At 60.7% G+C, this 23215-nt stretch carries 30 protein-coding genes and 2 tRNA genes; 9 read left to right on the top strand and 23 right to left on the bottom strand.

Annotated features, from left to right (window positions below):
* Positions 1-10 precede the first annotated feature (10 nt).
* Together ACR0ES_RS11555 and ACR0ES_RS11550 are read left to right on the top strand one after the other, a co-directional pair.
* Complete coding sequence (locus ACR0ES_RS11555) at positions 11-2200, top strand: dehydrogenase E1 component subunit alpha/beta (RefSeq protein WP_480870728.1); 2190 nt, start codon at positions 11-13, stop codon at positions 2198-2200.
* Positions 2197-3234 (top strand): ACP S-malonyltransferase, encoded by a 1038-nt coding sequence (locus ACR0ES_RS11550; RefSeq protein WP_480870725.1) that lies wholly within the window; start codon positions 2197-2199, stop codon positions 3232-3234. Before ACR0ES_RS11555 ends, ACR0ES_RS11550 begins: the two co-directional genes overlap by 4 nt.
* Before the next feature lie 311 nt (positions 3235-3545).
* On the opposite strand, the gene ACR0ES_RS11545 is transcribed toward ACR0ES_RS11550, so the two are convergent.
* The 16 genes from ACR0ES_RS11545 to ACR0ES_RS11470 form a co-directional block, all read right to left on the bottom strand.
* Positions 3546-3620 (bottom strand) — tRNA-Phe (locus ACR0ES_RS11545).
* Between the two features lie 79 nt (positions 3621-3699).
* Positions 3700-3882, bottom strand: a complete 183-nt coding sequence (locus tag ACR0ES_RS11540) for a DNA gyrase inhibitor YacG (RefSeq protein WP_480488370.1) — start codon at positions 3880-3882, stop codon at positions 3700-3702.
* Entirely contained in the window at positions 3879-4901 is a 1023-nt protein-coding gene (locus ACR0ES_RS11535) for a ribonuclease E/G (protein WP_480473600.1), read from the bottom strand. Before ACR0ES_RS11535 ends, ACR0ES_RS11540 begins: the two co-directional genes overlap by 4 nt.
* A complete protein-coding gene (locus ACR0ES_RS11530; RefSeq protein ID WP_480473601.1) occupies positions 4898-5476 on the bottom strand; it encodes a Maf family protein in 579 nt (192 codons plus the stop codon). The genes ACR0ES_RS11535 and ACR0ES_RS11530 overlap by 4 nt, the downstream gene beginning before the upstream one ends.
* A gap of 11 nt (positions 5477-5487) precedes the next feature.
* Positions 5488-5706, bottom strand: coding sequence for a translation initiation factor IF-1 (infA, locus tag ACR0ES_RS11525; protein WP_005978431.1), 219 nt, complete (start codon positions 5704-5706; stop codon positions 5488-5490).
* A gap of 91 nt (positions 5707-5797) precedes the next feature.
* A complete protein-coding gene (locus ACR0ES_RS11520; RefSeq protein WP_480870722.1) occupies positions 5798-6673 on the bottom strand; it encodes a carbon-nitrogen hydrolase family protein in 876 nt (291 codons plus the stop codon).
* Positions 6674-6847: 174 nt separating this feature from the next.
* Positions 6848-7306, bottom strand: coding sequence for a hypothetical protein (locus tag ACR0ES_RS11515; RefSeq protein ID WP_480488378.1), 459 nt, complete (start codon positions 7304-7306; stop codon positions 6848-6850).
* 157 nt (positions 7307-7463) lie between these two features.
* Positions 7464-8057, bottom strand: a complete 594-nt coding sequence (locus ACR0ES_RS11510) for a GNAT family N-acetyltransferase (protein WP_480870719.1) — start codon at positions 8055-8057, stop codon at positions 7464-7466.
* Positions 8050-8448, bottom strand: coding sequence for a ketosteroid isomerase-related protein (locus tag ACR0ES_RS11505; RefSeq protein ID WP_480488382.1), 399 nt, complete (start codon positions 8446-8448; stop codon positions 8050-8052). Before ACR0ES_RS11505 ends, ACR0ES_RS11510 begins: the two co-directional genes overlap by 8 nt.
* Positions 8445-8903 carry an arsenate-mycothiol transferase ArsC gene (locus ACR0ES_RS11500; RefSeq protein WP_209505795.1) on the bottom strand — a complete coding sequence of 153 codons (459 nt, stop codon included), beginning with the start codon at positions 8901-8903 and terminating at the stop codon, positions 8445-8447. The genes ACR0ES_RS11505 and ACR0ES_RS11500 overlap by 4 nt, the downstream gene beginning before the upstream one ends.
* Positions 8904-8906: 3 nt before the next feature.
* A complete protein-coding gene (locus ACR0ES_RS11495) occupies positions 8907-9386 on the bottom strand; it encodes a UPF0262 family protein (protein ID WP_171722821.1) in 480 nt (159 codons plus the stop codon).
* Between the two features lie 98 nt (positions 9387-9484).
* Positions 9485-10786: a histidinol dehydrogenase gene (gene hisD / locus ACR0ES_RS11490; protein ID WP_480773886.1), complete on the bottom strand. Its 1302-nt coding sequence runs from the start codon at positions 10784-10786 to the stop codon at positions 9485-9487.
* A 61-nt stretch (positions 10787-10847) separates the two neighbouring features.
* Positions 10848-11369, bottom strand: coding sequence for a GNAT family N-acetyltransferase (locus tag ACR0ES_RS11485; protein ID WP_480870716.1), 522 nt, complete (start codon positions 11367-11369; stop codon positions 10848-10850).
* A complete protein-coding gene (locus tag ACR0ES_RS11480) occupies positions 11370-11846 on the bottom strand; it encodes a DUF2948 family protein (RefSeq protein ID WP_480560300.1) in 477 nt (158 codons plus the stop codon). It abuts the gene before it with no gap.
* Positions 11843-13111: a UDP-N-acetylglucosamine 1-carboxyvinyltransferase gene (gene murA, locus ACR0ES_RS11475; RefSeq protein ID WP_480870713.1), complete on the bottom strand. Its 1269-nt coding sequence runs from the start codon at positions 13109-13111 to the stop codon at positions 11843-11845. The genes ACR0ES_RS11480 and murA overlap by 4 nt, the downstream gene beginning before the upstream one ends.
* A gap of 6 nt (positions 13112-13117) precedes the next feature.
* Entirely contained in the window at positions 13118-13273 is a 156-nt protein-coding gene (locus ACR0ES_RS11470; protein WP_209505784.1) for a hypothetical protein, read from the bottom strand.
* 83 nt (positions 13274-13356) lie between these two features.
* Here ACR0ES_RS11470 and ACR0ES_RS11465 point away from each other — a divergent pair.
* A tRNA-Thr gene (locus tag ACR0ES_RS11465) sits at positions 13357-13431 on the top strand.
* Between the two features lie 270 nt (positions 13432-13701).
* On the opposite strand, the gene ACR0ES_RS11460 is transcribed toward ACR0ES_RS11465, so the two are convergent.
* Positions 13702-13965, bottom strand: coding sequence for a DUF2312 domain-containing protein (locus tag ACR0ES_RS11460; protein ID WP_209505782.1), 264 nt, complete (start codon positions 13963-13965; stop codon positions 13702-13704).
* Between the two features lie 17 nt (positions 13966-13982).
* Between ACR0ES_RS11460 and ACR0ES_RS11455 the strand changes: the two genes are divergently transcribed.
* Both ACR0ES_RS11455 and ACR0ES_RS11450 read left to right on the top strand, forming a co-directional pair.
* Positions 13983-14219 carry a hypothetical protein gene (locus ACR0ES_RS11455; RefSeq protein WP_480546361.1) on the top strand — a complete coding sequence of 79 codons (237 nt, stop codon included), beginning with the start codon at positions 13983-13985 and terminating at the stop codon, positions 14217-14219.
* On the top strand, positions 14212-14430 hold the full coding sequence (locus ACR0ES_RS11450; RefSeq protein ID WP_209505778.1) for a hypothetical protein: 219 nt from the start codon (positions 14212-14214) through the stop codon (positions 14428-14430). The genes ACR0ES_RS11455 and ACR0ES_RS11450 overlap by 8 nt, the downstream gene beginning before the upstream one ends.
* Positions 14431-14439: 9 nt before the next feature.
* Here ACR0ES_RS11450 and ACR0ES_RS11445 read toward each other — a convergent pair whose 3' ends face one another.
* A complete protein-coding gene (locus tag ACR0ES_RS11445) occupies positions 14440-14655 on the bottom strand; it encodes a hypothetical protein (protein ID WP_209505776.1) in 216 nt (71 codons plus the stop codon).
* Between the two features lie 244 nt (positions 14656-14899).
* Between ACR0ES_RS11445 and ACR0ES_RS11440 the strand changes: the two genes are divergently transcribed.
* From ACR0ES_RS11440 to ACR0ES_RS11425, 4 genes are read left to right on the top strand one after another with little or no spacing between them, the layout of a single operon-like run.
* Complete coding sequence (locus tag ACR0ES_RS11440) at positions 14900-15763, top strand: MBL fold metallo-hydrolase (protein WP_209505774.1); 864 nt, start codon at positions 14900-14902, stop codon at positions 15761-15763.
* A 34-nt stretch (positions 15764-15797) separates the two neighbouring features.
* A complete protein-coding gene (locus ACR0ES_RS11435) occupies positions 15798-16226 on the top strand; it encodes a YeeE/YedE family protein (protein ID WP_209505772.1) in 429 nt (142 codons plus the stop codon).
* Entirely contained in the window at positions 16226-16660 is a 435-nt protein-coding gene (locus ACR0ES_RS11430; RefSeq protein WP_480518974.1) for a DUF6691 family protein, read from the top strand. The genes ACR0ES_RS11435 and ACR0ES_RS11430 overlap by 1 nt, the downstream gene beginning before the upstream one ends.
* 9 nt (positions 16661-16669) lie before the next feature.
* A complete protein-coding gene (locus ACR0ES_RS11425) occupies positions 16670-17101 on the top strand; it encodes a protein tyrosine phosphatase family protein (protein WP_480555621.1) in 432 nt (143 codons plus the stop codon).
* A gap of 12 nt (positions 17102-17113) precedes the next feature.
* Here ACR0ES_RS11425 and ACR0ES_RS11420 read toward each other — a convergent pair whose 3' ends face one another.
* From ACR0ES_RS11420 to ACR0ES_RS11400, 5 genes are all read right to left on the bottom strand, one after another.
* Positions 17114-18202, bottom strand: coding sequence for a FliM/FliN family flagellar motor C-terminal domain-containing protein (locus ACR0ES_RS11420; protein ID WP_480870710.1), 1089 nt, complete (start codon positions 18200-18202; stop codon positions 17114-17116).
* Positions 18203-18280: 78 nt separating this feature from the next.
* Positions 18281-20959, bottom strand: coding sequence for an ATP-binding protein (locus ACR0ES_RS11415; RefSeq protein WP_480539504.1), 2679 nt, complete (start codon positions 20957-20959; stop codon positions 18281-18283).
* Positions 20959-21267 carry a hypothetical protein gene (locus ACR0ES_RS11410; RefSeq protein WP_480495074.1) on the bottom strand — a complete coding sequence of 103 codons (309 nt, stop codon included), beginning with the start codon at positions 21265-21267 and terminating at the stop codon, positions 20959-20961. Before ACR0ES_RS11410 ends, ACR0ES_RS11415 begins: the two co-directional genes overlap by 1 nt.
* The gene (locus tag ACR0ES_RS11405; protein ID WP_480473617.1) at positions 21264-21644 is read right to left on the bottom strand and encodes a response regulator transcription factor; all 381 of its coding nucleotides are present in this window, start codon (positions 21642-21644) and stop codon (positions 21264-21266) included. Before ACR0ES_RS11405 ends, ACR0ES_RS11410 begins: the two co-directional genes overlap by 4 nt.
* 77 nt (positions 21645-21721) lie before the next feature.
* Complete coding sequence (locus ACR0ES_RS11400; RefSeq protein WP_480773889.1) at positions 21722-23014, bottom strand: helix-turn-helix domain-containing protein; 1293 nt, start codon at positions 23012-23014, stop codon at positions 21722-21724.
* Positions 23015-23215 lie beyond the last annotated feature (201 nt).

Genomic DNA, 23215 nt, shown 5'->3' with positions numbered 1-23215 from the left:
GACGACAAAGATGGATCGCGCAACCATTGTGCATGACAACTTCCTGCGCCGGGTTGCGGCACGGGATTTCCCCGCTGGCGCGACGCCGTCTGGCCCACTGACAGCGTCCGAAGCGGTCGGGCTATATCGCGCGCAATGTCTCAGCCGTGCATTGGACCGCCAAAGCCGGGCAATGCAGAAAGCGGGTCAGGGGTTCTATACCATCGGCTCCTCTGGTCACGAGGGGATGGCCGCCGTGGCGGCAGCCCTGCGCCCGACAGACCCCGCTTTTCTACACTACCGCGACGCCGCGTTTCAGATCGCCCGGTCCGATCAGGTGCCGGGGCAGAGCCCGACATGGGATATTCTGTTGTCCTTCGCTTCATCCTCTGATGATCCGATCAGCGGTGGGCGGCACAAGGTGTTGGGGTCAAAAGCACTTTGCATCCCGCCGCAGACCTCGACCATTGCCAGCCACCTGCCCAAAGCTGTCGGCGCGGCTTATGCAATCGGGGCAGCCCGCCGTCACAAACCCGAACATGCAGAAATGCCGGACGACGCCATCGTCTACTGTTCCTTTGGTGATGCTTCGGCCAACCATTCCACAGCGCAAGGCGCGTTCAACACCGCGCAGTGGACGTCTTACCAGTCGGTTCCCCTGCCACTGCTGTTCTGCTGCGAGGACAACGGGATCGGAATTTCGACCAAGACACCACAAGGCTGGATTGCCGCAACATTCTCTCATCGACCGGGACTGAAGTATTTCACGTGTGACGGGCTCGACATTTTCGAAACCTACCGTGTCGCACAAGAAGCCGCCGCCTATGTCCGCAGCCGCAAGAAGCCCGCATTTCTGCACATCCGCACGGTGCGCCTGTATGGCCACGCCGGGGCAGATATGCCCACCACCTATATGCCAAAATCCGAGGTCGAAGCCGAAGAGGCGAACGACCCCCTGCTGCACTCCGTCCGTCTGCTGGAACAATCCGGTGCGATGCAACCGGATGACGCGCTGAAGGTATACACCGACACCTGCGACCGCGTCACCCGCGTCGCCGACAAGGCGATCACCCGCCCTCGCCTGAAAACCGCAGGTGACGTGATGGCCAGCCTGATCCCGCCCGCACGCCCCTGCGCCCCGACCAATGGCCCGTCAGCTGAACATCGAGCTGAGGTATTCGGCGGCGACCTCAAAGCACATGCTGAACCCCAGATCATGTCACGCCTGATCAACTGGGCTCTGAGCGACCTGATGCTTGAACACGGCGAGATCGTGATGATGGGCGAAGATGTCGGGCGCAAGGGCGGTGTCTATGGCGTGACGCAAAAGCTTCAGGCCCGTTTCGGCCCTGACCGGATGATCGACACGCTGCTGGACGAACAGTCGATTCTGGGCCTAGCCATCGGGATGGCTCAGAACGGGTTTACGCCCATGCCGGAAATCCAGTTCCTGGCCTATCTTCATAACGCCGAAGACCAGTTGCGCGGCGAAGCGGCCACCCTGCCCTTCTTCTCGAACGGTCAGTACACCAACCCGATGGTCGTGCGCATCGCCGGGTTGGGGTATCAAAAAGGTTTTGGCGGGCATTTCCACAATGACAACTCGGTCGCGGTTCTGCGCGATATTCCGGGGCTGATCCTGGCCTGCCCATCGAACGGCGCCGACGCTGCACGAATGCTGCGTGAATGCGTGCGGCTGGCCCGGGAAGAACAGCGGCTGGTCGTGTTTCTGGAACCCATCGCGCTCTACCCGATGCGGGACTTGCACGAAGCTGGGGACGCAGGCTGGATGCACACCTACCCCGACCCATCCGAAAGGATCGGTTTCGGCGAGGTCGGCGTGGATGGCGACGGCGACGATCTGGCGATTGTTACCTTTGGCAATGGCGTCTACCTCAGCCATCAGGCGCGCAAACCGCTGGAGGCCGACGGGATAAAAACCCGGATCATTGACATGCGCTGGTTGTCACCGCTGCCCAAAGACGCGCTGACCCGGGCCGTAAGCGGCGCCAAGCGGATATTGATCGTCGATGAAACCCGGCATCACGGTGGCGTGGCCGAAGCCCTGATGGCCCATTTCCACGAAGCCACAGATGTGCCGATGGCACGTATTACCGCCGAAGACAGCTTTATCGCCACCGGCCCGGCCTATGCCGCAACCATGCCATCGAAAGACAGTATCGAGGCCGCAGCAAGATCCCTGATGGAGACGGGCAAATGAGGTCAGCAAAACAAACCGCTGTTGTCATCTGTCCGGGGCGCGGCACTTATAACAAACCTGAATTGGGGGTTCTGGGTCGGCATTTTACCGACAAGGCCCTGCTGGCACATTTCGACGACATGCGCCGCGCGCAGGGTCAGGAAACCCTAAGCGAACTGGACGGCGCGCCCCGGTATTCCACGGCAAAGCACACGCGCGGAGACAACGCCTCGGCCCTGATCTATGCCGCCACGCTGGGCGATTTTCGCGCCATCGATCCAGAGAAGATCGACGTGGTGGCTGTGACCGGAAACTCGATGGGCTGGTATTCGGCCCTGGCCTGCGGGGGTGCCTTGACCGCCGAGGCAGGGTTCGAGGTGGTCAACACCATGGGAACACTCATGCAGCAGAGCCTGATTGGCGGCCAGTTGATCTATCCGTTCATGGATGCCGACTGGCAGCCGAACCCGGCACGCAAGGCCGAACTGCTGGCTCTGGTCGCTGAGATCGACGGCACCGGCGCGACCCTCACCCTGTCAATTGATCTGGGTGGGATGCTGGTTCTGGCCGGGGATGAGGCTGGGTTATCCGCCTTTGAAAACAAGGTGCCTGTGGTGCAGGAACGCTTTCCGATGCGGCTGGCCAACCACGCAGGGTTTCATTCGCACCTGCAACGCCCAGTTGCCGAAGCCGGTCGCAACCGCCTTGCCGAAGATCTGTTCCGGCAACCCAATTTGCCCATGATAGATGGCCGCGGTCAGATCTGGTGGCCCGGCGCCTGTGATCTGGACGCGCTTTGGGACTACACGTTGGGTCATCAGGTGACCGAAACCTATGATTTCACAAAGGCCGTATCACAAGCCGCGAAAGAGTTTGCACCCGACATGTTCATCGTCACTGGACCGGGAACCACACTGGGCGGAGCCGTCGCGCAGTGCCTGATCCTGAGCAATTGGGATAAGATGCAGGACAAAGCAAGCTTTCAGACCAGCCAACGCGAAGAACCTTCGCTGGTCTCAATGGGGATCGAGGATCAACGCACACGTGTGACCTGACCTTGCACACCCTGGCAGTTCGCCCTACGCAAACCGATCGATCGCGGATATTCCGCTCCACTCGGTGCACCGAGCCGTCTGTTCAGAGCCCACCCGAGCAAGCGCCTTGCTTTTCAATTCCACAATTCCGGAACGGAAAAAGATGACAGAGTGCTAGGCTTTAGACGGCAACCTGTTGTCCAATGCTATGGGTCATTTGGCACCTTCACGCAAATCTGGACTCTTTCGGTCAGGCATCTTGCAGACGAGCCAAAGGCCCAAACATCGAACGCGAAGCGTTTGATACCCATCGCTCATTTCTTTGGCTTAAATGGTGCCCGGGGGCGGAATCGAACCACCGACACGAGGATTTTCAATCCACTGCTCTACCCCTGAGCTACCCGGGCACGGGAACGACATTTGTCGTTGGGTGGAGGCGTTCTATGACTTGCTACCGGCAGTGTCCAGAGGCTTTTTTACATTTTTTCAGTGCGGTCGCATTGTATTGTGTTCGTCCGCCTCGGCCTCGGACTCAGGGTCGTCTTCGCGCTGAGACGGGACCGCGTAAGAGCCGTTCAGCCACTTGGCCAGATCAATGTCTGCGCAGCGTTTCGAACAGAACGGGCGGAACTTCTTTTGCGTTTCTTCTCCGCAGATCGGACAGCTCATTTCAGGATCTCTGCGACAGGTAACCGGCTGCGTTTGCGCTGCAACTCGAAATGCCCCAGAGGTGTCCATCCCGCCAGTATCGTCTCGTCCGGGTCCGACTTGAAGGCCGCACGCAGGGCGGATTCGAACCCTCGGCGGTCTTTCTTGGGCATCGGAGCCAGATCCAGTGTGATCTGCCCCGCCAGCCCGCGCACACGCAATGCACGTGGCAAGGCTTTGGCACAAGCGAAGTTGGCTTTTGTTCCTGCCGCCAGCGACGTATCCGCGCCTGTGTTCACGTCTACGGCCACCAATGCGCGGGTCGGTTCGATAAAAAGATATCCGCCTCCGGGGAGAGGTTCGGAAATGCCACGGGCGACATCCAGCGCGTCCAGCACACCATGGGTTTCAAAACTGCCGGTTTTCGTCACAACCTCGGCAGGATCGGTCCAGTCGCGCCATGCCAGGATATGCGGGCTGTCACCTTCGCTCAGCAGTTCGACGTCGAACCCTTCGTCCGTCATCACTTGTTCAGCTTGCGCAAGCATGGCCGAAATGTCGTCGGCAATATCACCGGCATCCGCATCCATGCAGCAGGAGCGGAGGATCAACCCGTAGGGGCTGTCGCCCATTTGTTCATGAGCGATTTCAAGCAGTTGATCCCGCTTGTCTTCATCCTTGATGCTGCGCGAGATGTTCAGGCCCGGTGCGTCGGGTGTGACAATGGCAAAGCGGCTCTTGAACAGGATGCGGTTGGTTACAGGGATGGCCTTGCCGGGCTCGGCATATCCGCCCACCTGCACCAAAAGCGTGGCACCCGGCGCCAACCCTTTGACCTGTCGAAGAAAAGCCGGGCCGTCGGGTGTGGTCAGGAACATACCACCCTGCCCCTTGACCGGTCGATCGGCACGGGCGCGATAAATGGTGCCGGGTGCCGGCGCGTCGGCGGCGATCAGGAGATCATCAAGCTTTCCGTCGACCATCAATGCCGCGGCCTCGCGGTCTTGGATATGGTCTAGAACGATGGTTCGACCCTTCATGATGCCTCGCTATATAGTGGGTAGCCGATCCCTTGCAGCAAGGCGGCGGTCTCGGACAGGGGCAGCCCCACGATGCCAGTGAACGAGCCCGAAATCCATGGGATGAATGCGCCAGCAGGGCCCTGGATCGCATAGGCCCCGGCTTTGCCCTGCCAATCACCGGTCGCCAGATAAGCGTTGATTTCAACGTCAGACAGGCGTTTGACCTTGACCTGCGAGACGACATCACGTTGCAGGATGCGATCCCCGCGCCGAACGGCGACCGAAGTGATCACCCGGTGACGGCGACCGGACAGAGCGTACAGGAACTCTGCGGCTTGCCCCTCATCCTGGGGCTTGCCCAGAATACGCCGCCCCAGTGCAACTGTCGTGTCCGCGCAAAGCGTGATGTCACCGCTATCCGATTGAACAGCCTTTACTTTTTCACGCGTAATGCGACTGCAATACGGAACAGGAAGCTCACCCTTCAGCGGTGTTTCGTCGATGTCAGGGGGGCGGATGGCGTCGGGCTGCACGCCAAGCTGCGCCAGCAGGTCCAGCCGCCTTGGGCTGCCCGATCCCAGGATAAACGCCATCTCGGCAGGCGTTATTTGAAGCGGTAGTTGATCCGACCCTTGGTCAGATCATAGGGGGTCATCTCGACCTGAACCTTGTCGCCGGCCAGAACACGGATGCGATTCTTGCGCATCTTTCCTGCCGTATGTGCGATGATTTCATGGCCGTTTTCCAGCTCGACCCGAAACGTCGCATTAGGCAGGAGTTCCTTCACGACACCGGGAAATTCGAGCGTATCTTCCTTGGCCATGTTGTCTCCATCATTAGGTTGCGCCCGCAGAATCTGCGGGGATGTGCGCTTAAATGAGCCTATTTTTCCCTTATTTCAAGGGCGGATTCATCTAAAGGGCGGATAATGTGACCGTTTCGACTCGGGCGTCCTGCTCTGGCCAATGGGTCCGGTTCAGCACGTGGCCATCGGCGCGGACCGCGGCGATGGCGGACAGGTCGACATCCGCATAGGTCCAGCCGGGCTGGTTCAGAGCGCCCTCGGCCAGCACTCCGGTGGCCGGAAACCCCTTGTCCGGCGGGCCGAAAACGCCGCCCATGCCGGTGTTCATGTCCACAGCTACGGACCAGCCGTTGGCTCCGACCAGTGACGACATAACCGTAACGCATTGATTTTCCAAGGCTCTTGACATTGCCCCGATGCGAACACGCCAATACCCTGACAGCGCTTCGGTGCAGGACGGGACAAGGATCATATCCGCTTGGCTGAGTGCGCGGCCCAGCAGGGGAAACTCACTGTCATAACAGATCAGAACACCGATTTTACCCAGCGCGGTGTCGAACAGCTTGAGCGGACCGCCCGGAGCAATGTCCCAGTCCTCGCGTTCAAAGCGGGTCATGATCTGCTTGTCCTGATGGTCGCGGCCACCGTCCGGGGCGTAGAACGCGGCGCGGTTCACCGGGCGGCCGGACCCATCCACAACCGGGGCAGATGCACCCAAGATGTACGTTTTGTACGCACTTGCGAGGCGCGAGTGCAAATTTTGTACATCCTCGAACCGGTCCGAAACCGCGCGGATCGAGCGTTCGAGATCACCCGCCACCTCGGCACCATCGAGCGTCGACACCTCCATCGCGCCGTATTCGGGGAACACCAGCAGCCCGGCCCCCTGCCCAGTGGCCTCGGCAACCCAACGGTCCAGCTTGTCCTCGTACTGCGCCCAGCTGTCGAGCCAGTCAAGATTATACGCTGCGGTTGCGACTTTCATTGATGGGGTCCCCTTGAGTAACATTTTCGCTAGACACTGGTTGATACCGCCCCGGGCTGTATAGTTTGGTCGCACCACCAGATGCGCTAATGCGTCCTTTTTCAAACGAGGCACAGCGCGGCAACTGAACCGAGTTTACTCCCTGGTCTCACTGAGCAACTAGCCTGTGTTAATTTAGCAGGAATCCACAGTGCTTTTTGAAAAACGCTCTCCTGTCGGAAGGTAAGTTGAAAATTCAAGCTCACCGCCTATTTCGAAAAACCGCCGAGTATCTTTCTTACCACAAAGATCCTTTTTGACAGAGTAAGCCAACTGTTGTTCCGCTGTTCTGCCATCCCTTGTCGGTTCAGTTTTGATGCGTTCAGGAACATTGACTGCAAGTGATACGACTTTACCGTCCGTTTTCGCTCCTCTCACAGAAACTCCTTGCCCCAGAGGCTTACCCGCAATTTTGTTGTATTCGTTGGTCACCAATGTTGCGAATGCACACCGCTCATTACCATCACAGCCTTCTATGGTTTCCCAAACCTCATCTCGACTTGGCCCCTGAGGGGTGCATGCTGCAAACGTTAATAAAACAAACAGTGCGGATGTTGCGCGATAAATCAAATCGTTGACTCCTATTTTCTTCATGCCCCAGCAATTCTGGTCCTTCAATTTGTTTCACGTTCTTCAATGCACTTAAACGCCAAATCAACAACCGGATTCCGCATTCTATGGCTGTTGGTTTTTGGGCACACTCACCAATATCGTCTTCATTCGCTGCCAACTAATAACGACAAAATTTTGGTCACAGCTCCCTGATCCAGAACTGCAACGGCTTCAGCGTTTCTCCGTCTTCCCCGATATCCTTCCACGAGAATTGGGCGATTGCGCCGGGTAAGGGCTTGTATCCGCGGGCGCGCCAGAAGGTGTCGAGCGGGCGATAGTGGTCTGGGCGCAGCGGGTGGTCGGTAGGGCGTTGCACGCTGCAAAAGGCGCATTTGGCAAAGCCCAGTTCGCGGGCGTGCCCCTCGCGCGTGTCGAAGAATTTGTGGCCGACGCCCTGCCCGCGATAGTCCGGCAGCAGGACGGATTCAGCGCAATAGAAGATCTGCGACAGGTCCAGCCCGGTGTCTGCGAAGGCCGCGGCGAAATCGTCGGCGTGGTCGGTCAGGGGTGCGCCGGTCGAGGCGCCGATCAGGCGGTCGCCGTCGAAAGCGCCGACCACGATGGCCTTGTCGCTGTCGCGGTAGGATTGGAGGTATTTGCGTTCGTATTCCAGATCGCCGTCATAGAGGTAGGGCCAGGCGTGAAACACCCTGATCCTCAGGCGGGCGACATCGTCCAGAGCGGCCCCGAGTGCCGCTCCGATCAGGGGGCGGACGTCACTGACGTCAGCCATTCGAGACCTGTTTGGTCCAGTCTGCAAGGTTATAGAAGGTGGTGACGCGGGTGATCTTGCCGTCCCTGAGATCAAAGAACGACCCGGCAGGCAGGCGGTAGGTCTGGCCGTGCGCGTCGGGCAGGCCCTCGTCGGTTTCCAGATAGGTGCCGTTGACGATGAACTCGGCCGCGGCGCGGGTGCCGCCCTGAGCCTCGAACACGACGATGTCGGTCAGGTTTTCTCGGTAGCAGCGGTTCATATGGGCGCAAAAGGCGGCGAACTTGTCCTTGCCGACGCGAATCTGACCTTCGTTCACGTGATGGGCCACGTCATCGGACAGGCAGGCCAGCATGCCATCGACGTCACCGGCGTTGAAGGCATCGAAATAGGTTTTGACGGTCTGGTTCATGTCCCCTCCGTTGGTTCGCCCCAGCGGTCTTTCAGATGCTGAATGATCTGGTCGCGGGTCTGTCGGTAGTGATGTAGCTTTTGTTCGCGGGTCTCGCCCATCCCGGTAGGGTCCATTATTGGCCAATAATCGACATCGAGGTGAAAAACACGGGTCAGTTCCAGCGCCTGACGCTGGCTGGCGGGTGAAAGCGCCACGACCAGATCGAACGAGCTGAGGTCATCGCCCCATTCCTGCATCTCGTCGAAGGAGCGCGACCGGTGGCGGGACAGTTCCACGCCGACCTCGTGGCAGACCGCGATGCTGAAGCCGTCGATTTCCAGATCGTTATGCACACCGGCGGACTGGACATAGGTGCCGGTGCCATAGAATTTCTTCATCAGCCCCTCGGCCATTGGGGACCGAACCGCGTTGTGGTCGCAACAGAACAGGACCGACTGCGGCAGAGGCTTCACGCGTCAGCCCCCAAAATGCAGAACGCAGATCAGCGTGAACAGGCGGCGGGCGGTGTCGGTGTCGACATCTGCCTTGCCTTCCAGCCGTTCCTGCAACACGCGGCTGCCTTCGTTGTGGATACCCCGGCGGGCCATGTCGATGGTTTCGATCTGGCTGGGCGGCAGCGATTTCACCGCGTCAAAATAGCTTTCGCAGATCTGGAAGTAATCCTTGACCACCTGCCGGAAGGGACCGAGCGACAGGTGAAACTCGGCCGCTTTTTCGTTGGCCTCGGTTTCAATGTCGAAGACAAGCCGTTTGTCGCGGATCGAAAGCTGGAGGCGATAGGGGCCCTCGGGCACAACGCGGTCGTCGCGTTTGGGCAGCGAGAAGCTGTTTTCTTCCAGCAGATCATAGATGGCGACCTTGCGCTCCTGCTCGATCTCGGGCGTGGGCGGCGGCAGATTTCTATCATCCAGTTCGATATGCGAGATGCGGGTCATCTTTACAGTCACATTCCTTGCGTCAGCACAGACCTATAGCAATGATATTCAACGGGCAACGCACAGAAACGCCATATGCGCCCGGTCTTTGCGTCATTTCAGCCATTCAGGCGGTTCAGGCGCGCGGTGACCGAGAGGCCATGCGCCTCGAGGCTTTCCGATTGCGCCAGCTGTTCGGCAGCAGGGCCGATGGCACGCAGGGCTTCGGGGGTCATCTGGCTGAGCGTGGTGCGTTTGAGGAAATCCATCACGCTGAGGCCCGACGAAAACCGCGCCGAACGCGCGGTGGGCAACACGTGGTTGGGGCCGCCCACATAATCGCCGATGGCTTCGGGGGTGTACTGACCCAGAAAGATGGCTCCGGCGTGGATGGTTTTTTCGCTCAGCGCGCGCGGGTCGGCCACGCAAAGCTCCAGATGTTCCGGGGCAATGCGGTTGGACAGGGCTGCGGCCTCGTCCAGGTTGCGCACAGTGATCACCGCGCCGTAGTCGCGCCAGCTGGCCCCGGCGATGGCGCGGCGTTGCAGGGTTTCCAGCCGTTTTTCGACCGCCTGCGCGACGGACTGGCCGAATGCCGCGTCGTCAGTGATCAGGATCGACTGCGCGCTTTCGTCATGTTCGGCCTGGCTGAGCAGGTCCAGCGCAATCCAGTCAGGCTCATTGTCCTTGTCGGCGATGACCAGAATTTCCGAGGGGCCCGCGATCATGTCGATACCGACCTTGCCAAAGACGCGCCGCTTGGCGGCGGCGACAAAGGCGTTGCCTGGCCCGGTGATCTTGTCGACCGGCGCGATGGTGTCGGTACCATAGGCCAGCGCCGCCACGGCCTGCGCGCCGCCGATGCGATAAACCTCGTCCACACCCGACAGCTGTGCCGCCAGCAGCACCAGCGGGTTCACTTGCCCGTCGGGCGTGGGCACCACGATGGCCAGCCGTTCCACACCGGCCACCTTGGCCGGGATGGCGTTCATCAGCACCGATGACGGGTACGAGGCCAATCCACCCGGCACGTAAAGCCCTGCGGCCGAGACGGCAGACCAGCGCCAGCCGAGTGTTGCGCCCGTTGCATCGGTCCATTCCTGATCCTCGGGCATCTGCCTTTCGTGATAGGCCCGGATGCGGGAAGCCGCCAGTTCCAACGCCGTGCGATCTTCGTCCGAGACCTGCGCCACCGCATCCGCGATGTCCTGTGCGCTGAAGGCCAGCGTTTCGGGCGTCAGCGTCAGCCGGTCGAATTTGGCCGTCAGTTCGATCACCGCCGCATCGCCCCGGTTGCGCACATCGTCGATGATCTGCGCCACGACCGCATCCACATCCGGGCTGTCCTCGCGCTTGGCCGAGAGCAGGGTCCGGAAGGCGGGTTCGAAATCGGGCGATGTGGTATCAAGGAAAACGGGCATGATCTGGCACTCCGGGCGTTGCGCATTGGGACATATCGCCCGGAGCGCGCGGCCTCAACCCTCAGCCCACGGGGTGCAGCGATTTGTGCATGGCAAAGCAGGACAGATCCCCGTGGCCGCAGCACCGGCCGGTAGCCTGCCAGCCGTGGCGCAGATAGAAATCCTGCGCGGTTTTTGTTGCCTCAAGCGAGGCTGAGGAACATCCCGCCGCGAGCAGTTCCCGTTCCAGCCGATTCAAAACCGCCGCCCCCAGACCACAGCCCTTATGATCCGGGTCGATGTAAAGCAGAGTGATCTCTCCGGTTTCCAACAAACCGCCTACGGCGGCCACCTGCCCGGCCCGTTCAGCCAGCCAGATCTGCGATCCAGTTTTGATCCAGCCCCGGATCGAGGCCGGGTCCTTGTTATCGGTCCATTGCGCGATGGCCTGCGGGTCACCCTGATGATCGGCCCCGCAGAGCTGCGTGATCGAACGGATCAGAACCCGACTGATGTCGAAAACGTCGAAAACGGTGGCGCGACGCAGAGTGACACCTTCGGGCACCTTCGAAAACGCCTGAGATATGCCGCGCTTGTTTTGCATCTATTCGGGATGATACGGGGCCTGACCGGAGGGGGCCTGATAAGGGCGCGTGACGTCCTTGAGGGTGGCATCCAGCGCCTCGACCGTCAGGCGGATCGCGCCGTCACCGGCCAGCGTCAGCAGGACATGGCCCGCGCCATCCTCGCCGGGTTCGAAAACGACCGACATCAGCGACATGATCATGTCGGTGTCACCGCGATCAATGCCTTGACTGGACACCGAGAGAACCGAACCGAAGACCAGCACCGACTGCACCCGTTCAAACGGGCGGTCGCGGCGGGCGGCGGCATCCTTGTCTTCCCAGCGAAAGCGGTTCAGCAGCAGGCCAAAGCGGCGCTGCGCCGGTTGCCACTTCATCTCGGTCACCGGAAACACGGCATCCTGCGCGAGGGTCGAGATCACCTGAAGGTCATCTGCATCCTCGGCCCCCAGATTAAGCGGTGCCTCGCGCCCGTCTTCAAAGCTTGCGTCTGTCATTGGCCCTTGATCCGTTCAATCTTTGCACCCACGCCTTCCAGCTTGCGCACCACATGTTCATATCCGCGGTCCAGATGATAGACCCGGCTGACCGTTGTTTCCCCTTCTGCCGCCAATCCGGCAAGGATCAGCGAGACCGAGGCCCGCAGGTCGGTCGCCATCACCGGGGCGCCTTTCAGGCGCTCGACCCCGGTCACCGTGGCGGTGCCGCCATGCACCTCGATATGCGCGCCCATGCGCACCAGTTCGGGGGCGTGCATGAAGCGGTTTTCGAAAATGCGTTCTTCGAGAACCGAGGTGCCCTCGGCCGTACACATCAGCGCCATCATCTGCGCCTGCAGGTCGGTCGGGAAGCCGGGGAAAGGTTCGGTCACCACATCCACCGCGCGCACACGCCCGTTTTTGCGCGCCACTTTCAGACCGCCTGCGGTTTCCGAAACGCTGACGCCTGCCGCATCCAGTTTGGCCGCAAAGGATTCGACCAGTGACATGCGACCGCCCAGCAGTTCGACCTCGCCACCGCAAATCGCCGGGGCCAGCATATAGGTGCCCAGCTCGATCCGGTCGGTGACAACCTGATGGGTGGCCCCGTGCAGCCGGTCGACGCCCTGAATTTCGATGGTCGGGGTGCCTTCGCCCGAAATCTGCGCCCCCATCTTGCGCAGGCATTCAACCAGATCGACGATCTCGGGCTCGCGCGCGGCGTTCTTGAGCACCGTGGTGCCCTTGGCCAGCGTGGCGGCCATGACGATATTTTCGGTGGCCCCGACCGAGGCAAAGCGCATCTGATGCACGGCCCCTTTCAGACCACCCGGAGCTTTGGCGTGCAGATAGCCGTCCTTCAGCTCGATCTCGGCGCCCAGCGCCTCGAGCCCTTCGACATGCAGGTCCATCGGACGGGCGCCGATCGCACAACCGCCCGGCAGTGACACAACCGCCTGCCCGAACCGCGCCAGCAAGGGACCCAGCACAAGGTTCGAGGCGCGCATCTTGCGTACGATGTCATAATCGGCGGTCTGGCTGGTCAGGCTGTGGCTGGACATTGCAATCACCTGACCGTCTTGCAACGACGACACCTCGGCCCCCAGCGATTGCAGCAGCGCGGTCATGGTCTTGATGTCGCTTAGCCGCGGCGCATTGGTCAGCGTCAGCGGTTCTTCGCTTAACAATGTTGCGGGCATCAGCGTCAGGCACGCATTCTTGGCCCCCGCAATCGGTATCTGACCGTTCAGCGGGCCGTTGCCCGTTACCAGAATCGAATCCATCTGCTCTTATCCCTCGTCCTTGTCAGGCTTGTCCCCCGCGGCCGCGCGCGCCTTGGCCTGCGCCTTGCGACGCGCCATGTTGGCCTTGAGCGCCGCCTTCAGCCGCGCCTCGCGCGCATCGCCGGGTTTACCTTGTTTTTTGGGTGAATTTTTATCCGTCATGATCTTTCTCTACAGGAGGCGAAAAAAACCGTCCAGACACCCTTGCGCCGCGTTTCGTTTGAGTCTAATCACCCGCCCACAGCGCTGCTGTAGCTCAGAGGTAGAGCACTCCCTTGGTAAGGGAGAGGTCGAGAGTTCAATTCTCTCCAGCAGCACCATCCTTCATATTCCTGCGAAAAAGCGCGCTTTTATCCGGAAGGGTTTGGGTGTTCCGGCGTCTTTGGCTATTGGCGTGTCAGAGACTTTTGTGGTGCACGTTTGGTTTATGGGCGGTTCGATACAGCCCGGAGGCGTCGAGCGCTGTGCGTGGTAGTACCATGCGCTTGGCAAGGGGAGCTGCTGCGCGCCCGTTGCATCCCCCCGGCCAGTGGCTCTTTCAGGGCATTGAACCCATTCCAGAGCCATAGATCGTTTCGTGGCGGTCGGGCTTAGGTCATGCCCAGCGCTTCTTTGTACATTTCGATGACGGCCTCTTGCTCGGCGATGTCATCCTTGTCCCTTTTTCTGAGGGAAATGATGCTGCGCAGGGCCTTTACGTCATAGCCGCGCGACTTGCTTTCGGCGTAGACCTCTTTGATCTGGTCGGCGATGTCTTTCTTTTCCATCTCCAGGCGCTCGATACGTTCCACAAACTGGCGCAGCTCGCCCGCGGTGACCTTGTAATTTGCTTCTGCTTCTTCAGACATGCTCATCTTTTTTGTTCCCGGTTATGGACCTGCAACCAGAAGAGGTCAGCCTGCCGCTGGCGGTGAACGGCGGTGGCCCGATCATCGGGGGCACCTTCGAAACACGCCTGTCCCAGAGGCTGAAACCCTGGTGTGGAATGCCGGATACAGTGCTGCCGCCCGGGTCGCAAGCACCCAATGGGCTGGCGCACTTGTATGACCCCAACCGATCCGTTAAGCGCGTGATCAGGTCACGAGGATATGCGGGGAACCATGTTTGAATTCATCACCTGGGGCGGTGCAGCCCTGTCTGTGGCCGGGCTTGCCGGTCTGGTCTGGTGCATTCTTCGCGTGATGCGGGCGCGCAAGGCCGGTCTGTCGGATGACGAGCTGCGCGCGGTGGTTCAGGGGGTCTTGCCCTGGAACCTGGCCTCGCTGTTTCTGTCGGTGCTTGGATTGATGCTGGTCATCCTCGGGATTTCCCTTGGATGACCATCCGGTTCACACCGGCAAGTTATCAAACTGCGCTTCAATCGCATCTTCGCACAAGGCCGCATCCAGACGACGCAGGCGCGAAGGCACCTCCATCCCCTGCTGCCGCATCCGGTCAACAATCTTACTCACACTCGGCTGAAGCGCCAAACGCGTTTCCAGACCCGCGTTCACAAGCTTACGTTCAAGCTGCTCGGCTTCGGAATAAAGACCAGTCGGTGTCATAACTATCCTCCCAAGTGGCGCCAGTATCCCCAATATACGTAACGGGATTACGACCCGCAGATAATATCGTAGCCTTGTGCGGGAAATTGCCTGCCATGGTCGAAGTTTCGGCAATCTGACGCGGATAGGTTAAAGATTAAGCCAGAATTACAGCGGTTGCTTTGACCGGCATCAAATTCAGGTTCGATATTGCATCACATTCCAATTCACATATATGATATGCGAGACCGAAACGGAGAAGATCATGACACCGAAAGTGAAAGCGTTTTTTGACGAGCAGACCTTTACGGTTTCCTACGTGGTTCATGAACCTCAGGGACGGGCCTGTGCCATCATCGACAGCGTACTGGATTTCGACCATGCCTCGGGGCGGACGTCGACAACCTCGGCGGACAAGATCATCGATTTTGTGCGCGCGCAGGACCTTAAGGTCGAGTGGATTCTGGAAAGCCATGTCCATGCCGACCACCTGTCGGCGGCCCCCTATCTGCAACAGGAGCTGGGCGGCAAGATCGGGATTGGCGACCAGATCGTTACCGTGCAGGACACGTTTGGCAAGGTTTTCAACGAAGGAACCGAGTTTCAGCGCGATGGCAGCCAGTTTGACGCTCTGTTCAAGGAAGGCGACAGCTTTCACATCGGCCAGATGCGGGGCGACGTGCTGCACACCCCCGGCCATACACCGGCCTGCATGACCTACGTGATTGGCGATGCCGCATTTGTGGGTGACACGCTGTTCATGCCCGATTTCGGCACGGCGCGCTGCGATTTTCCCGGAGGATCGTCGGCCACGCTGTTCCAGTCGATCCAGAAGATACTGTCGCTGCCGGACAATACCCGCATCTATGTCGGGCATGATTACAAGGCTCCGGGCCGCGACGAATACGCGTGGGAGACGACGGTGGGTGAGCAGAAGGCGCTGAACGTCCATATCGGACAGGGGCGCAGCATCGAAGACTTCGTGGAAATGCGCGACGCGCGGGACGCCACGCTGGCCATGCCGCGCCTGATCCTGCCGTCTTTGCAGGTCAACATGCGGGCCGGTCAGATGCCCCCGGCGGATGAACAGGGCGATGTTTTCCTGAAACTGCCGGTCAACAAGCTGTGACGCGGGCACAACAAATCACAAAGGGAATTCCCACATGAATATTGAGTGGATCTGGGGGCTGTGCGGCGGTCTGGTGATCGGTCTGGCCGGGGCGGTCTACTTGCTGGGCAATGGCCGGATCATGGGCGCAAGCGGCATTCTGGGCGGCCTTGTCGACGGCAGCGCCAAGGGGAGCATGGCTGAAAAGCTGGCCTTTATTGCGGGGCTTGTCGGAATGCCCGTTCTTCTGCACCCGTTGATCGCGCCCGAGGCCCAGACGCATCTTACCAGCAATCTGGGCGTTGTCATTCTGGCCGGTCTGCTGGTCGGTATCGGTACACGGATTGCCAATGGCTGTACCTCGGGGCACGGGGTGTGCGGGATCTCTCGGTTCTCGCTGCGCGGCATCGTGGCCACCGTTTTCTATATCCTTGCCGGGGGCGTCACCCTTGTGCTGCTGCGTCATGTGATGGGAGTGATCTGATGCGTCTTATCATTGCGTTGATTGCCGGGTCACTGTTCGGCGCCGGGTTGCTGATTTCGGGCATGACAGACACCACAAAAGTTCAAGGCTGGCTGGATGTGTTTGGCAACTGGGACCCGACGCTGGCCTTTGTGATGGCCGGTGCCATTCTGCCGATGCTTGTGGCATGGCGGATGACTACAGGTCGCCAAAACGCCCTGACCGGCGGAGCCTTTCCACCCCCTGCCAAGCCCGAGGTTGATCGCAGGCTGATCGTGGGTTCGGTTCTGTTCGGGATGGGCTGGGGATTGGCCGGGCTGTGCCCCGGACCGGCAATGGCCTCGCTGAGCTATGGCGGGCTGGGCGGGCTGGTCTTTCTGGTTGCAATGGCGGCTGGGATGTTCGTGGCACCACCGCTGGGCGCGCAGCTGGACAGGGCGGCAAACGCGGCCTAAGGAATTGGCATGGAGATTCGTCAGATTACCCCCCGCTATGCTGTCTCGCCGCAGATCACGGTCGAGGATGTTCCGGCCATCGCCGAGGCTGGCTTTGCCAAGGTGATCTGCAACCGGCCCAATGCCGAAGTTCCCCCGGCCATGCAATCCGATGCGATCGGCGAAGCGGTGCGGGCCGCCGGTATGGAATATGAGGTGCTGGAGCTGACCCACCAGACGATGACACCTGAGAACGTGAAGCGGCAGCGCGACATGGCGGAAAACGGCAGAGGTCCTGTTCTGGCCTATTGCGCCTCGGGCACGCGGTGTTCGGTTGTCTGGGCCCTGGGCCAGTGCGACCACATGAGCACGGACGAAATCCTGAGTGCGACTGGCAAAGCCGGGTATCAGCTGGACAATCTGCGCCCCATGCTGGACCAGATCCGCGGCAATGGCGGCTAGGTGCCCCTTAACCTAGCTGGCGGACTCCGGGGGCGCCAGCCCCGCGAGCTGCGTGATTTCAGCGACCATCCGTTCTGAATCGTTCACGATCAGATCGCTATCTGTCAGATCTGACACCCCGGCCGGGACGGTCTGGGCGTGCGCATCATGCACAGCCGGTTCAACCGGGTGATCTTGCGGTGGTGTTCCACTTTTGCTGGCGATGAAGTCCTGCGCGTCAGCGCCGGTCAGGGCCGGCAATGCAGCGGCTTCATTCAGCCGCACGGCCCGGAGACCACCGCATTGCCCAAGGCGACCGATACCGGCGCGTGTCCGGTCAATCGTCAGAACCTCGGTCCGGTCCAGACGCGCCCCGCGCAACGGCAGAATGTCCCCGATCCGCATTCCGGACAGGTCGGACAGCGGCAGCGACATGCGGCACAGCGCGGCGGTCAGTTCCGCCCGCATCACGCCTGAACACTGATCCATACGCAGGTCAGCCTTTTCCCCGGCATCTTCGGCCACGTCCGGGACGGCAGGAAGTTCCGGCAGAAAGACCGAGATGCGACCCTGCTGCTCTCCGTTCGCCAGATCGACGGTCAGTTCGAAAATGCGGTACGCCTCTTCCGTCATCGCCAGTGACAGGGTGCGCAAATCCTTGGCGCGCGAGGTAAATTCCAGCCCTGCAAGGCAAATCTGATCGCTTGAGGCGTCGAACAAAGCGGCGGAACCGGTCAACGCGGCTTCGATCAAGGGAGCCACGATGGCGGCGTCCGTATCCGTGAACGTGCGTGCGCCGGGGTCACCGGACAGGACCTGACCAATGGTCTGGGCCTGAACAATGGCCGAGACCACATTCGGGTTGAGACAGGCCGCGGCGCGACCTTCGGGGCCGTCAAACACCAGCAGCAGCCAATCCTGCCCCGCCGCGTCCCCCGGCACCTCCTGCGACTGGTTGGATTGCTTTGCCCCGATAACCGCCAGCGGCAGGTTCAGCCGGTCGCCCGCCGCCCGTGCGAACCCAAGGCGCAGCGCCCGCAGAACCGAGCGTGGGCGATCCCCCAGATCCTTTTTCCCGACGGACAGTTTGCGCGCCAACGCGGCATTGACATCTTGTGACATGACGCCCGATCACCAATTGTTCCAGCACCTGGCAACCGGTTTACACCCGCGGGCGTTACCAAGTTCTTTATGGCCGCGTCACTGCGCCGCCTGCTGATAGGCCTGTGGCAGGCTGATCCGGAAGGCCGCGCCGCCTTGCCCCGGCAGATAGGTAATCTCACCCCCCAGCCGCTGCATGATTTCGCGGCAGATGGCCAGACCAAGCCCCGCTCCGCCAGCCTTGTCACCACCCACGCGGGCAAATTTTTCAAACACCATCGAGCGCGCACCCGGTGGGATGCCGCTGCCATTGTCGATGAAGTCGACGATGACCCGCCCACCGACATCATGGGCAGAGATGACCAGCACCGGATCGTCCGCATCGCAGTATTTCTGCGCGTTCGAGATCAGGTTGATGAACACCTGTCCCAACCGATCCAGATCCGTATGCAGAAAGATACGTTCGGCCGCGCGGGTCCGGCGGACGGTGATCTTTCGGTCCGCCCCGGCCAGAGCGCTGGGCACGGCGCGGTCCAGAACCGAGCGCAGGCTGTCATCGCTGAGATTAAGGCTGACCTGCCCGTTTTCAAGCACGCTCAGATCCAGCAGATCATCGAGCAGCCGGGTCAGGCGCAAGGCTTCGTCATGAATGATCGCGGCATAGCGGGTCTGCTCCTGGCGGCTGAGGCCATCGGTGTCGCGCATGATTTCCGAAAACGCCCGGATCGAGGTCATCGGCGTGCGCAATTCATGACTGACCTGACTCAGGAAGCTGTCCTTCTGTTCGGAAATCTGGGTGAGCTTCGCGTTGGCTTCGCGCAGCTGGCGTGCGGTTCGGCTGAGTTCGGAGGACTTTTCCTCGAGCTGGCCGGAATATTCCAGCAGCTGCGCGGATTCGTCTGCCACGGCCAGCAGATCCTCGACCGAGACCGACGATCCGCCCACGATCTGGCCGATCATCGCATGGGCCATGGCCGCGCCGACCGAGCCGCTGAGCTCGCGTTCCAGACGGTTGAGAAAGCCCGGCGTCGGTTCCGGCAGGTGCGAACGGCCACCCTGTTTTTGCGCCTCGGCCTGAAAGAATTCCTGCGTGGGGCCGGTGCCCAGAATGCGCTGCGTCATGATCATCAGGTCTTCGCTTTGCGCCACCGACCCGGACCACCCGCGCGGCGCGACCGAGTGATCAAAGACGTTGACGAACTGCGCCCCCTGCAACCGCTCCAACGGGCTAGGAAAGCTGAGCAGGGACGCGACGCAGAAAGCAAGCGTGTTCAGGGACAAGGACCACATCACCGTATGCACCATCGGATCGATCCCCTCGATCCCGAACAGGGCATGAGGGCGCAGCCAGCCAAGGCCGAACAAGCCGTTTTGCAGCACGGTTTCGGGCATCCACGCGCCGCCCATTCCCGGCAGCAGCAGGGTGTATATCCACAGCACAAAGCCAACGGTCAGCCCGACCAGCGCCCCGGTCCGGGTTGCCCTGCGCCAGAACAGCCCCCCGACCAGCGCTGGCAGGATCTGCGAGATACCGGCAAAGGCGATCAACCCGATCGAGGCCAGCGCGGCACCGCCCCCGGACAGCCGGTAGTAGAAAAAGCCCAGCGCGATGATGGCGGCAATGGAAACTCGGCGTGCCATCAGGACAATGTTGCGCACATCGCCCGACACCGAGCCGGTGCCTTCCTGCGTGTTCAGCCAGATGGGCATGACCACATGGTTCGACACCATTGTCGACAGGGCCATCGCACTGACGATGACCATCGAGGTTGCCGAGGAAAACCCGCCGATGAAGGACAGCATTGCCAGCCAGTCATTGCCTTGGGACAGCGGCACGGTCAGCACGAACAGATCGGGGTTGGCGCCCTGAGGCAGCAGGTCCAGACCGACCACGGCTATGGGCACGACAAACAGGCTCATGAACAGCAGGTAGAGCGGGAAAGCCCAGGCAGCGGTTCTGAGATGGCCTTCGTCATCGTTTTCCACCACCATCACCTGAAACATCCGGGGCAGGCAGATAAAGGCGGCGGCCGACAGAAAGATGAACGTCGTCCAACGCCCGGCATCGACGTTCCACTGGCCGATTTCCGAGGCATCGATCCGGTCCATCATCGGGCCAATGCCGCCCGCGATCCCCCACACCACGAAAACGCCCACGGCGATCAGAGCAAACAGTTTGACAACGGCCTCGACTGCGATGGCCGTGACCACACCGTGATGACGTTCGTTCACGTCCAGATTGCGGGTGCCGAACAGGATGGCAAACACGGCCAGTCCAGCCGCGACCCAGAACACGCTGGACCCTTCGCGATAGAGGCCTGACGGGTCAGCCTCGGCAAAGATCGAGAATGACAGGGTAATCGATTGCAGTTGCAGAGCGATATAGGGCGTGCCGCCGAGCACCGCCAGAATGGTCACGCAGACCGCCAGCGTATTCGACTTGCCATACCGGGACGACAGCAGGTCGGCGATCGAGGTGACCCGCTGGCTGCGCCCGACGCGCACCAGCTTGCGCAGCCCCCACCACCAGCCGACCATCACCAGCGTCGGACCGAGGTAGATGGTGACAAATTCCAGCCCCGACCGCGCGGCGTTGCCCACCGCGCCATAAAATGTCCAGGCGGTGCAATAGATCGACAGGGACAGCGTGTAGATCACGGGTGAACGCAACCATTTGCCGCGCCCGGCCGCAGCCATGCGATCCGCGGCGAAGGCCACTGCGAACAGGAAAACGACATAGGCAAGGCAAACCAGAATCAGAACGTTTATGGTGGCCATCACTCAGCGCCCGTGTCCGATCCCTCGCGCGCGGCCATGCGGCGGGCGGCCAGCCCAAAGACAAACCCGGCCAGGATCAGCGCGCCCCAGCAGAGGAATATGTAATACATCGCCGAGGACAAGGGCACCGCCGCATCCCCGCCGGACGGGTCCGGCCACAGCAACGGAAGGGCCAGCAGCGCCGCACCCAGAAAGGGCAAAATCCGGGCGGCATCCGTCAACCTGTGACGGCGATAGCTTTGACGTTCCAGAAAAAGCGAGGGGCGTGCGCCCGGTGGTTTGGTCTTGTTGCCCTCGCCGGACATCATATGCGCGTCGCCTGCGCGTGAAGATCACGCACCGCTGTCAGAACTTCGGCATTGGAAAACGGTTTGGTCATGAAGCGGCTGACGCCTGCGTTTTCGGCCATTTCCCGGTCGCGCGACTGACCCCGTGCGGTCAGCATCAGAACCGGCAAGCCTGCCAGTTCCTCCATTTTTCTGAGTTCCCGCAGGATATCCATGCCGTTCTTGCCCGGCAGCATGACATCCAGAATGACCAGATCGGGCTGCGCCCCCTGGATCACCTGAACCGCATCCGTTCCGTCGCCATGCGTTTCGACCTGCCATCCCTCGCGCGACAGCAGGAACCGGATAGCCTCGGCGATGTTCGGTTCGTCCTCAATCAGCAGAACCTTTCGGCTCATATGTTCAGTCCCTCCCATAACCGGTCTTCCATCCCGAGACCGGTTCCCGCCAGATTAAGCGGTCTGTCATGAACGTGTCAAAAACCTTCGCTCAAAATCGACGGCTCGCGCCGGGCTTTGCAATCGCGGTTTGGGCAGACACGGCAATTTGGCCCGACCTGAGTGACCGGCACCTCGTCTGACGGGTCCCTGACCGGGCGCACCACCATGACCGAGCGATAGGCCGGGTCCTGATCGTATCCCGACACCGCATGCGGCCAGGCATAAGCGACGCATTCGAACACGGCCGAGGACCTGCCGGTCAGGACGACCTGCTTGCGCACCGGCACAAGCGGACGACTGAGGGCCGTGAACAGCGGCCAGAGCGGGCAGACATCCCCGTGTCGAGGCAAAGTAAACCCCTGAATCGGCTTGAGAAACAGGATGCTTCCGGACGCGTCGCACAGCACCATGCCAACCGGTTGTGACAGGATGCCATCCGGCAGAAAAGCCAGCCGCCGGAGGACAGTCGCAATGTCGACAGACAGCCGCTGCGCCAATTCAATTGGGTCCGGTTCACCCTTCTGAACAACCGCTTTGACAGCATCCGGTGGCAGGGCCTGCGCGTCTGAGCGATAGATTCTGAGAACTTCGCGCGCAACGGTGCGCGCCGCCGAGGTATTGAGCCCGCTCAGGTCAACCGCATCCACATCGCCACCGTCTTCCAGTTCGGAAATCGTGTAGGCGCGGGCTTCAAAGAAGGCTTCGACCTCTTCCAGGGGAACGGCACGTGGATCAACCGCCGAGTCGCTTTCGTCGAGGAAGGTCACCAGTGCCTTGGAGCTGCCCGCCAGCCGTTCGGCATCCTGATGCAGGTTCTTGTGAAAACGCTCGCGCCATTCGGCCTCGATATCTTGGGTATCCGCAAGGATCGCGGCGGTCGAGCGTATCGCGGCGGCGGTTGACAGAACCTCGTGCATCGACGCGGCCAGTTGCGGGTCGTGCGTAAGGCGGTCGGACAGGGTTTCGACGTTCCGCTCCAAAGACACGACACGGCGATGCATTTGCGCCAGAACACCGGCCCAGCCGGGAAAACGCCCGGCGAATTCCTCGAGCCCGTCAACCTCGGCTTTCTGTCCGACCGCATCCTCGGCCGCCTCGCGCAGGGCGGAAACCAGAGTTGCCTCGATCCCCTGTGTCAGAACCGAAGGTTCAACGCCCAGCGCCGCCGCGATATCGACCAGCAATTTGCCCCCGATCCTGCGGCGATTGTGTTCGATCAGGTTCAGATAAGACGCCGATATTCCGGCCTGCCGCGCCAGTTCCGCCTGCCGCAGCCCGGCAATTTGCCGTCTTTCGCGAATGCGGCTGCCTGTCAACGTGTCGCGCATGTTTACTTTCCCTGAATTCAGACCCGTCGAATTTCACGATCGTTTTCTGATTATAGTATCTGTTTCTATAGGTTAATCATTTCTTTTCAGCTGGCATTTACAACTTTCACAATCTGACGCAAACCAAAGCATCCGTTTCGGGCGTCAATCTGGCGCAAGACACCGCATCCCCCTTCATTTCCGCGCGCTTTCCCGGCACCA

Source organism: Ruegeria sp. N7 (assembly GCF_056531345.1).
Note: the sequence above shows the minus strand (reverse complement) of the source record. Positions and strands in the feature narration are given on the sequence as shown.

Excerpts from the sequence above, each read along its gene's own strand:
- ACR0ES_RS11555 (WP_480870728.1), top strand. The coding sequence starts at position 11 with ATGGATCGCGCAACCATTGTGCATGACAACTTCCTGCGCCGGGTTGCG.
- ACR0ES_RS11550 (WP_480870725.1), top strand. The coding sequence starts at position 2,197 with ATGAGGTCAGCAAAACAAACCGCTGTTGTCATCTGTCCGGGGCGCGGC.
- ACR0ES_RS11540 (WP_480488370.1), bottom strand. The coding sequence starts at position 3,882 with ATGAGCTGTCCGATCTGCGGAGAAGAAACGCAAAAGAAGTTCCGCCCG.
- ACR0ES_RS11535 (WP_480473600.1), bottom strand. The coding sequence starts at position 4,901 with ATGAAGGGTCGAACCATCGTTCTAGACCATATCCAAGACCGCGAGGCC.
- ACR0ES_RS11530 (WP_480473601.1), bottom strand. The coding sequence starts at position 5,476 with ATGGCGTTTATCCTGGGATCGGGCAGCCCAAGGCGGCTGGACCTGCTG.
- infA (WP_005978431.1), bottom strand. The coding sequence starts at position 5,706 with ATGGCCAAGGAAGATACGCTCGAATTTCCCGGTGTCGTGAAGGAACTC.
- ACR0ES_RS11520 (WP_480870722.1), bottom strand. The coding sequence starts at position 6,673 with ATGAAAGTCGCAACCGCAGCGTATAATCTTGACTGGCTCGACAGCTGG.
- ACR0ES_RS11515 (WP_480488378.1), bottom strand. The coding sequence starts at position 7,306 with ATGAAGAAAATAGGAGTCAACGATTTGATTTATCGCGCAACATCCGCA.
- ACR0ES_RS11510 (WP_480870719.1), bottom strand. The coding sequence starts at position 8,057 with ATGGCTGACGTCAGTGACGTCCGCCCCCTGATCGGAGCGGCACTCGGG.
- ACR0ES_RS11505 (WP_480488382.1), bottom strand. The coding sequence starts at position 8,448 with ATGAACCAGACCGTCAAAACCTATTTCGATGCCTTCAACGCCGGTGAC.
- ACR0ES_RS11495 (WP_171722821.1), bottom strand. The coding sequence starts at position 9,386 with ATGACCCGCATCTCGCATATCGAACTGGATGATAGAAATCTGCCGCCG.
- hisD (WP_480773886.1), bottom strand. The coding sequence starts at position 10,786 with ATGCCCGTTTTCCTTGATACCACATCGCCCGATTTCGAACCCGCCTTC.
- ACR0ES_RS11485 (WP_480870716.1), bottom strand. The coding sequence starts at position 11,369 with ATGCAAAACAAGCGCGGCATATCTCAGGCGTTTTCGAAGGTGCCCGAA.
- ACR0ES_RS11480 (WP_480560300.1), bottom strand. The coding sequence starts at position 11,846 with ATGACAGACGCAAGCTTTGAAGACGGGCGCGAGGCACCGCTTAATCTG.
- murA (WP_480870713.1), bottom strand. The coding sequence starts at position 13,111 with ATGGATTCGATTCTGGTAACGGGCAACGGCCCGCTGAACGGTCAGATA.
- ACR0ES_RS11470 (WP_209505784.1), bottom strand. The coding sequence starts at position 13,273 with ATGACGGATAAAAATTCACCCAAAAAACAAGGTAAACCCGGCGATGCG.
- ACR0ES_RS11460 (WP_209505782.1), bottom strand. The coding sequence starts at position 13,965 with ATGAGCATGTCTGAAGAAGCAGAAGCAAATTACAAGGTCACCGCGGGC.
- ACR0ES_RS11455 (WP_480546361.1), top strand. The coding sequence starts at position 13,983 with ATGGACCTGCAACCAGAAGAGGTCAGCCTGCCGCTGGCGGTGAACGGC.
- ACR0ES_RS11450 (WP_209505778.1), top strand. The coding sequence starts at position 14,212 with ATGTTTGAATTCATCACCTGGGGCGGTGCAGCCCTGTCTGTGGCCGGG.
- ACR0ES_RS11445 (WP_209505776.1), bottom strand. The coding sequence starts at position 14,655 with ATGACACCGACTGGTCTTTATTCCGAAGCCGAGCAGCTTGAACGTAAG.
- ACR0ES_RS11440 (WP_209505774.1), top strand. The coding sequence starts at position 14,900 with ATGACACCGAAAGTGAAAGCGTTTTTTGACGAGCAGACCTTTACGGTT.
- ACR0ES_RS11435 (WP_209505772.1), top strand. The coding sequence starts at position 15,798 with ATGAATATTGAGTGGATCTGGGGGCTGTGCGGCGGTCTGGTGATCGGT.
- ACR0ES_RS11430 (WP_480518974.1), top strand. The coding sequence starts at position 16,226 with ATGCGTCTTATCATTGCGTTGATTGCCGGGTCACTGTTCGGCGCCGGG.
- ACR0ES_RS11425 (WP_480555621.1), top strand. The coding sequence starts at position 16,670 with ATGGAGATTCGTCAGATTACCCCCCGCTATGCTGTCTCGCCGCAGATC.
- ACR0ES_RS11420 (WP_480870710.1), bottom strand. The coding sequence starts at position 18,202 with ATGTCACAAGATGTCAATGCCGCGTTGGCGCGCAAACTGTCCGTCGGG.
- ACR0ES_RS11415 (WP_480539504.1), bottom strand. The coding sequence starts at position 20,959 with ATGGCCACCATAAACGTTCTGATTCTGGTTTGCCTTGCCTATGTCGTT.
- ACR0ES_RS11410 (WP_480495074.1), bottom strand. The coding sequence starts at position 21,267 with ATGATGTCCGGCGAGGGCAACAAGACCAAACCACCGGGCGCACGCCCC.
- ACR0ES_RS11405 (WP_480473617.1), bottom strand. The coding sequence starts at position 21,644 with ATGAGCCGAAAGGTTCTGCTGATTGAGGACGAACCGAACATCGCCGAG.
- ACR0ES_RS11400 (WP_480773889.1), bottom strand. The coding sequence starts at position 23,014 with ATGCGCGACACGTTGACAGGCAGCCGCATTCGCGAAAGACGGCAAATT.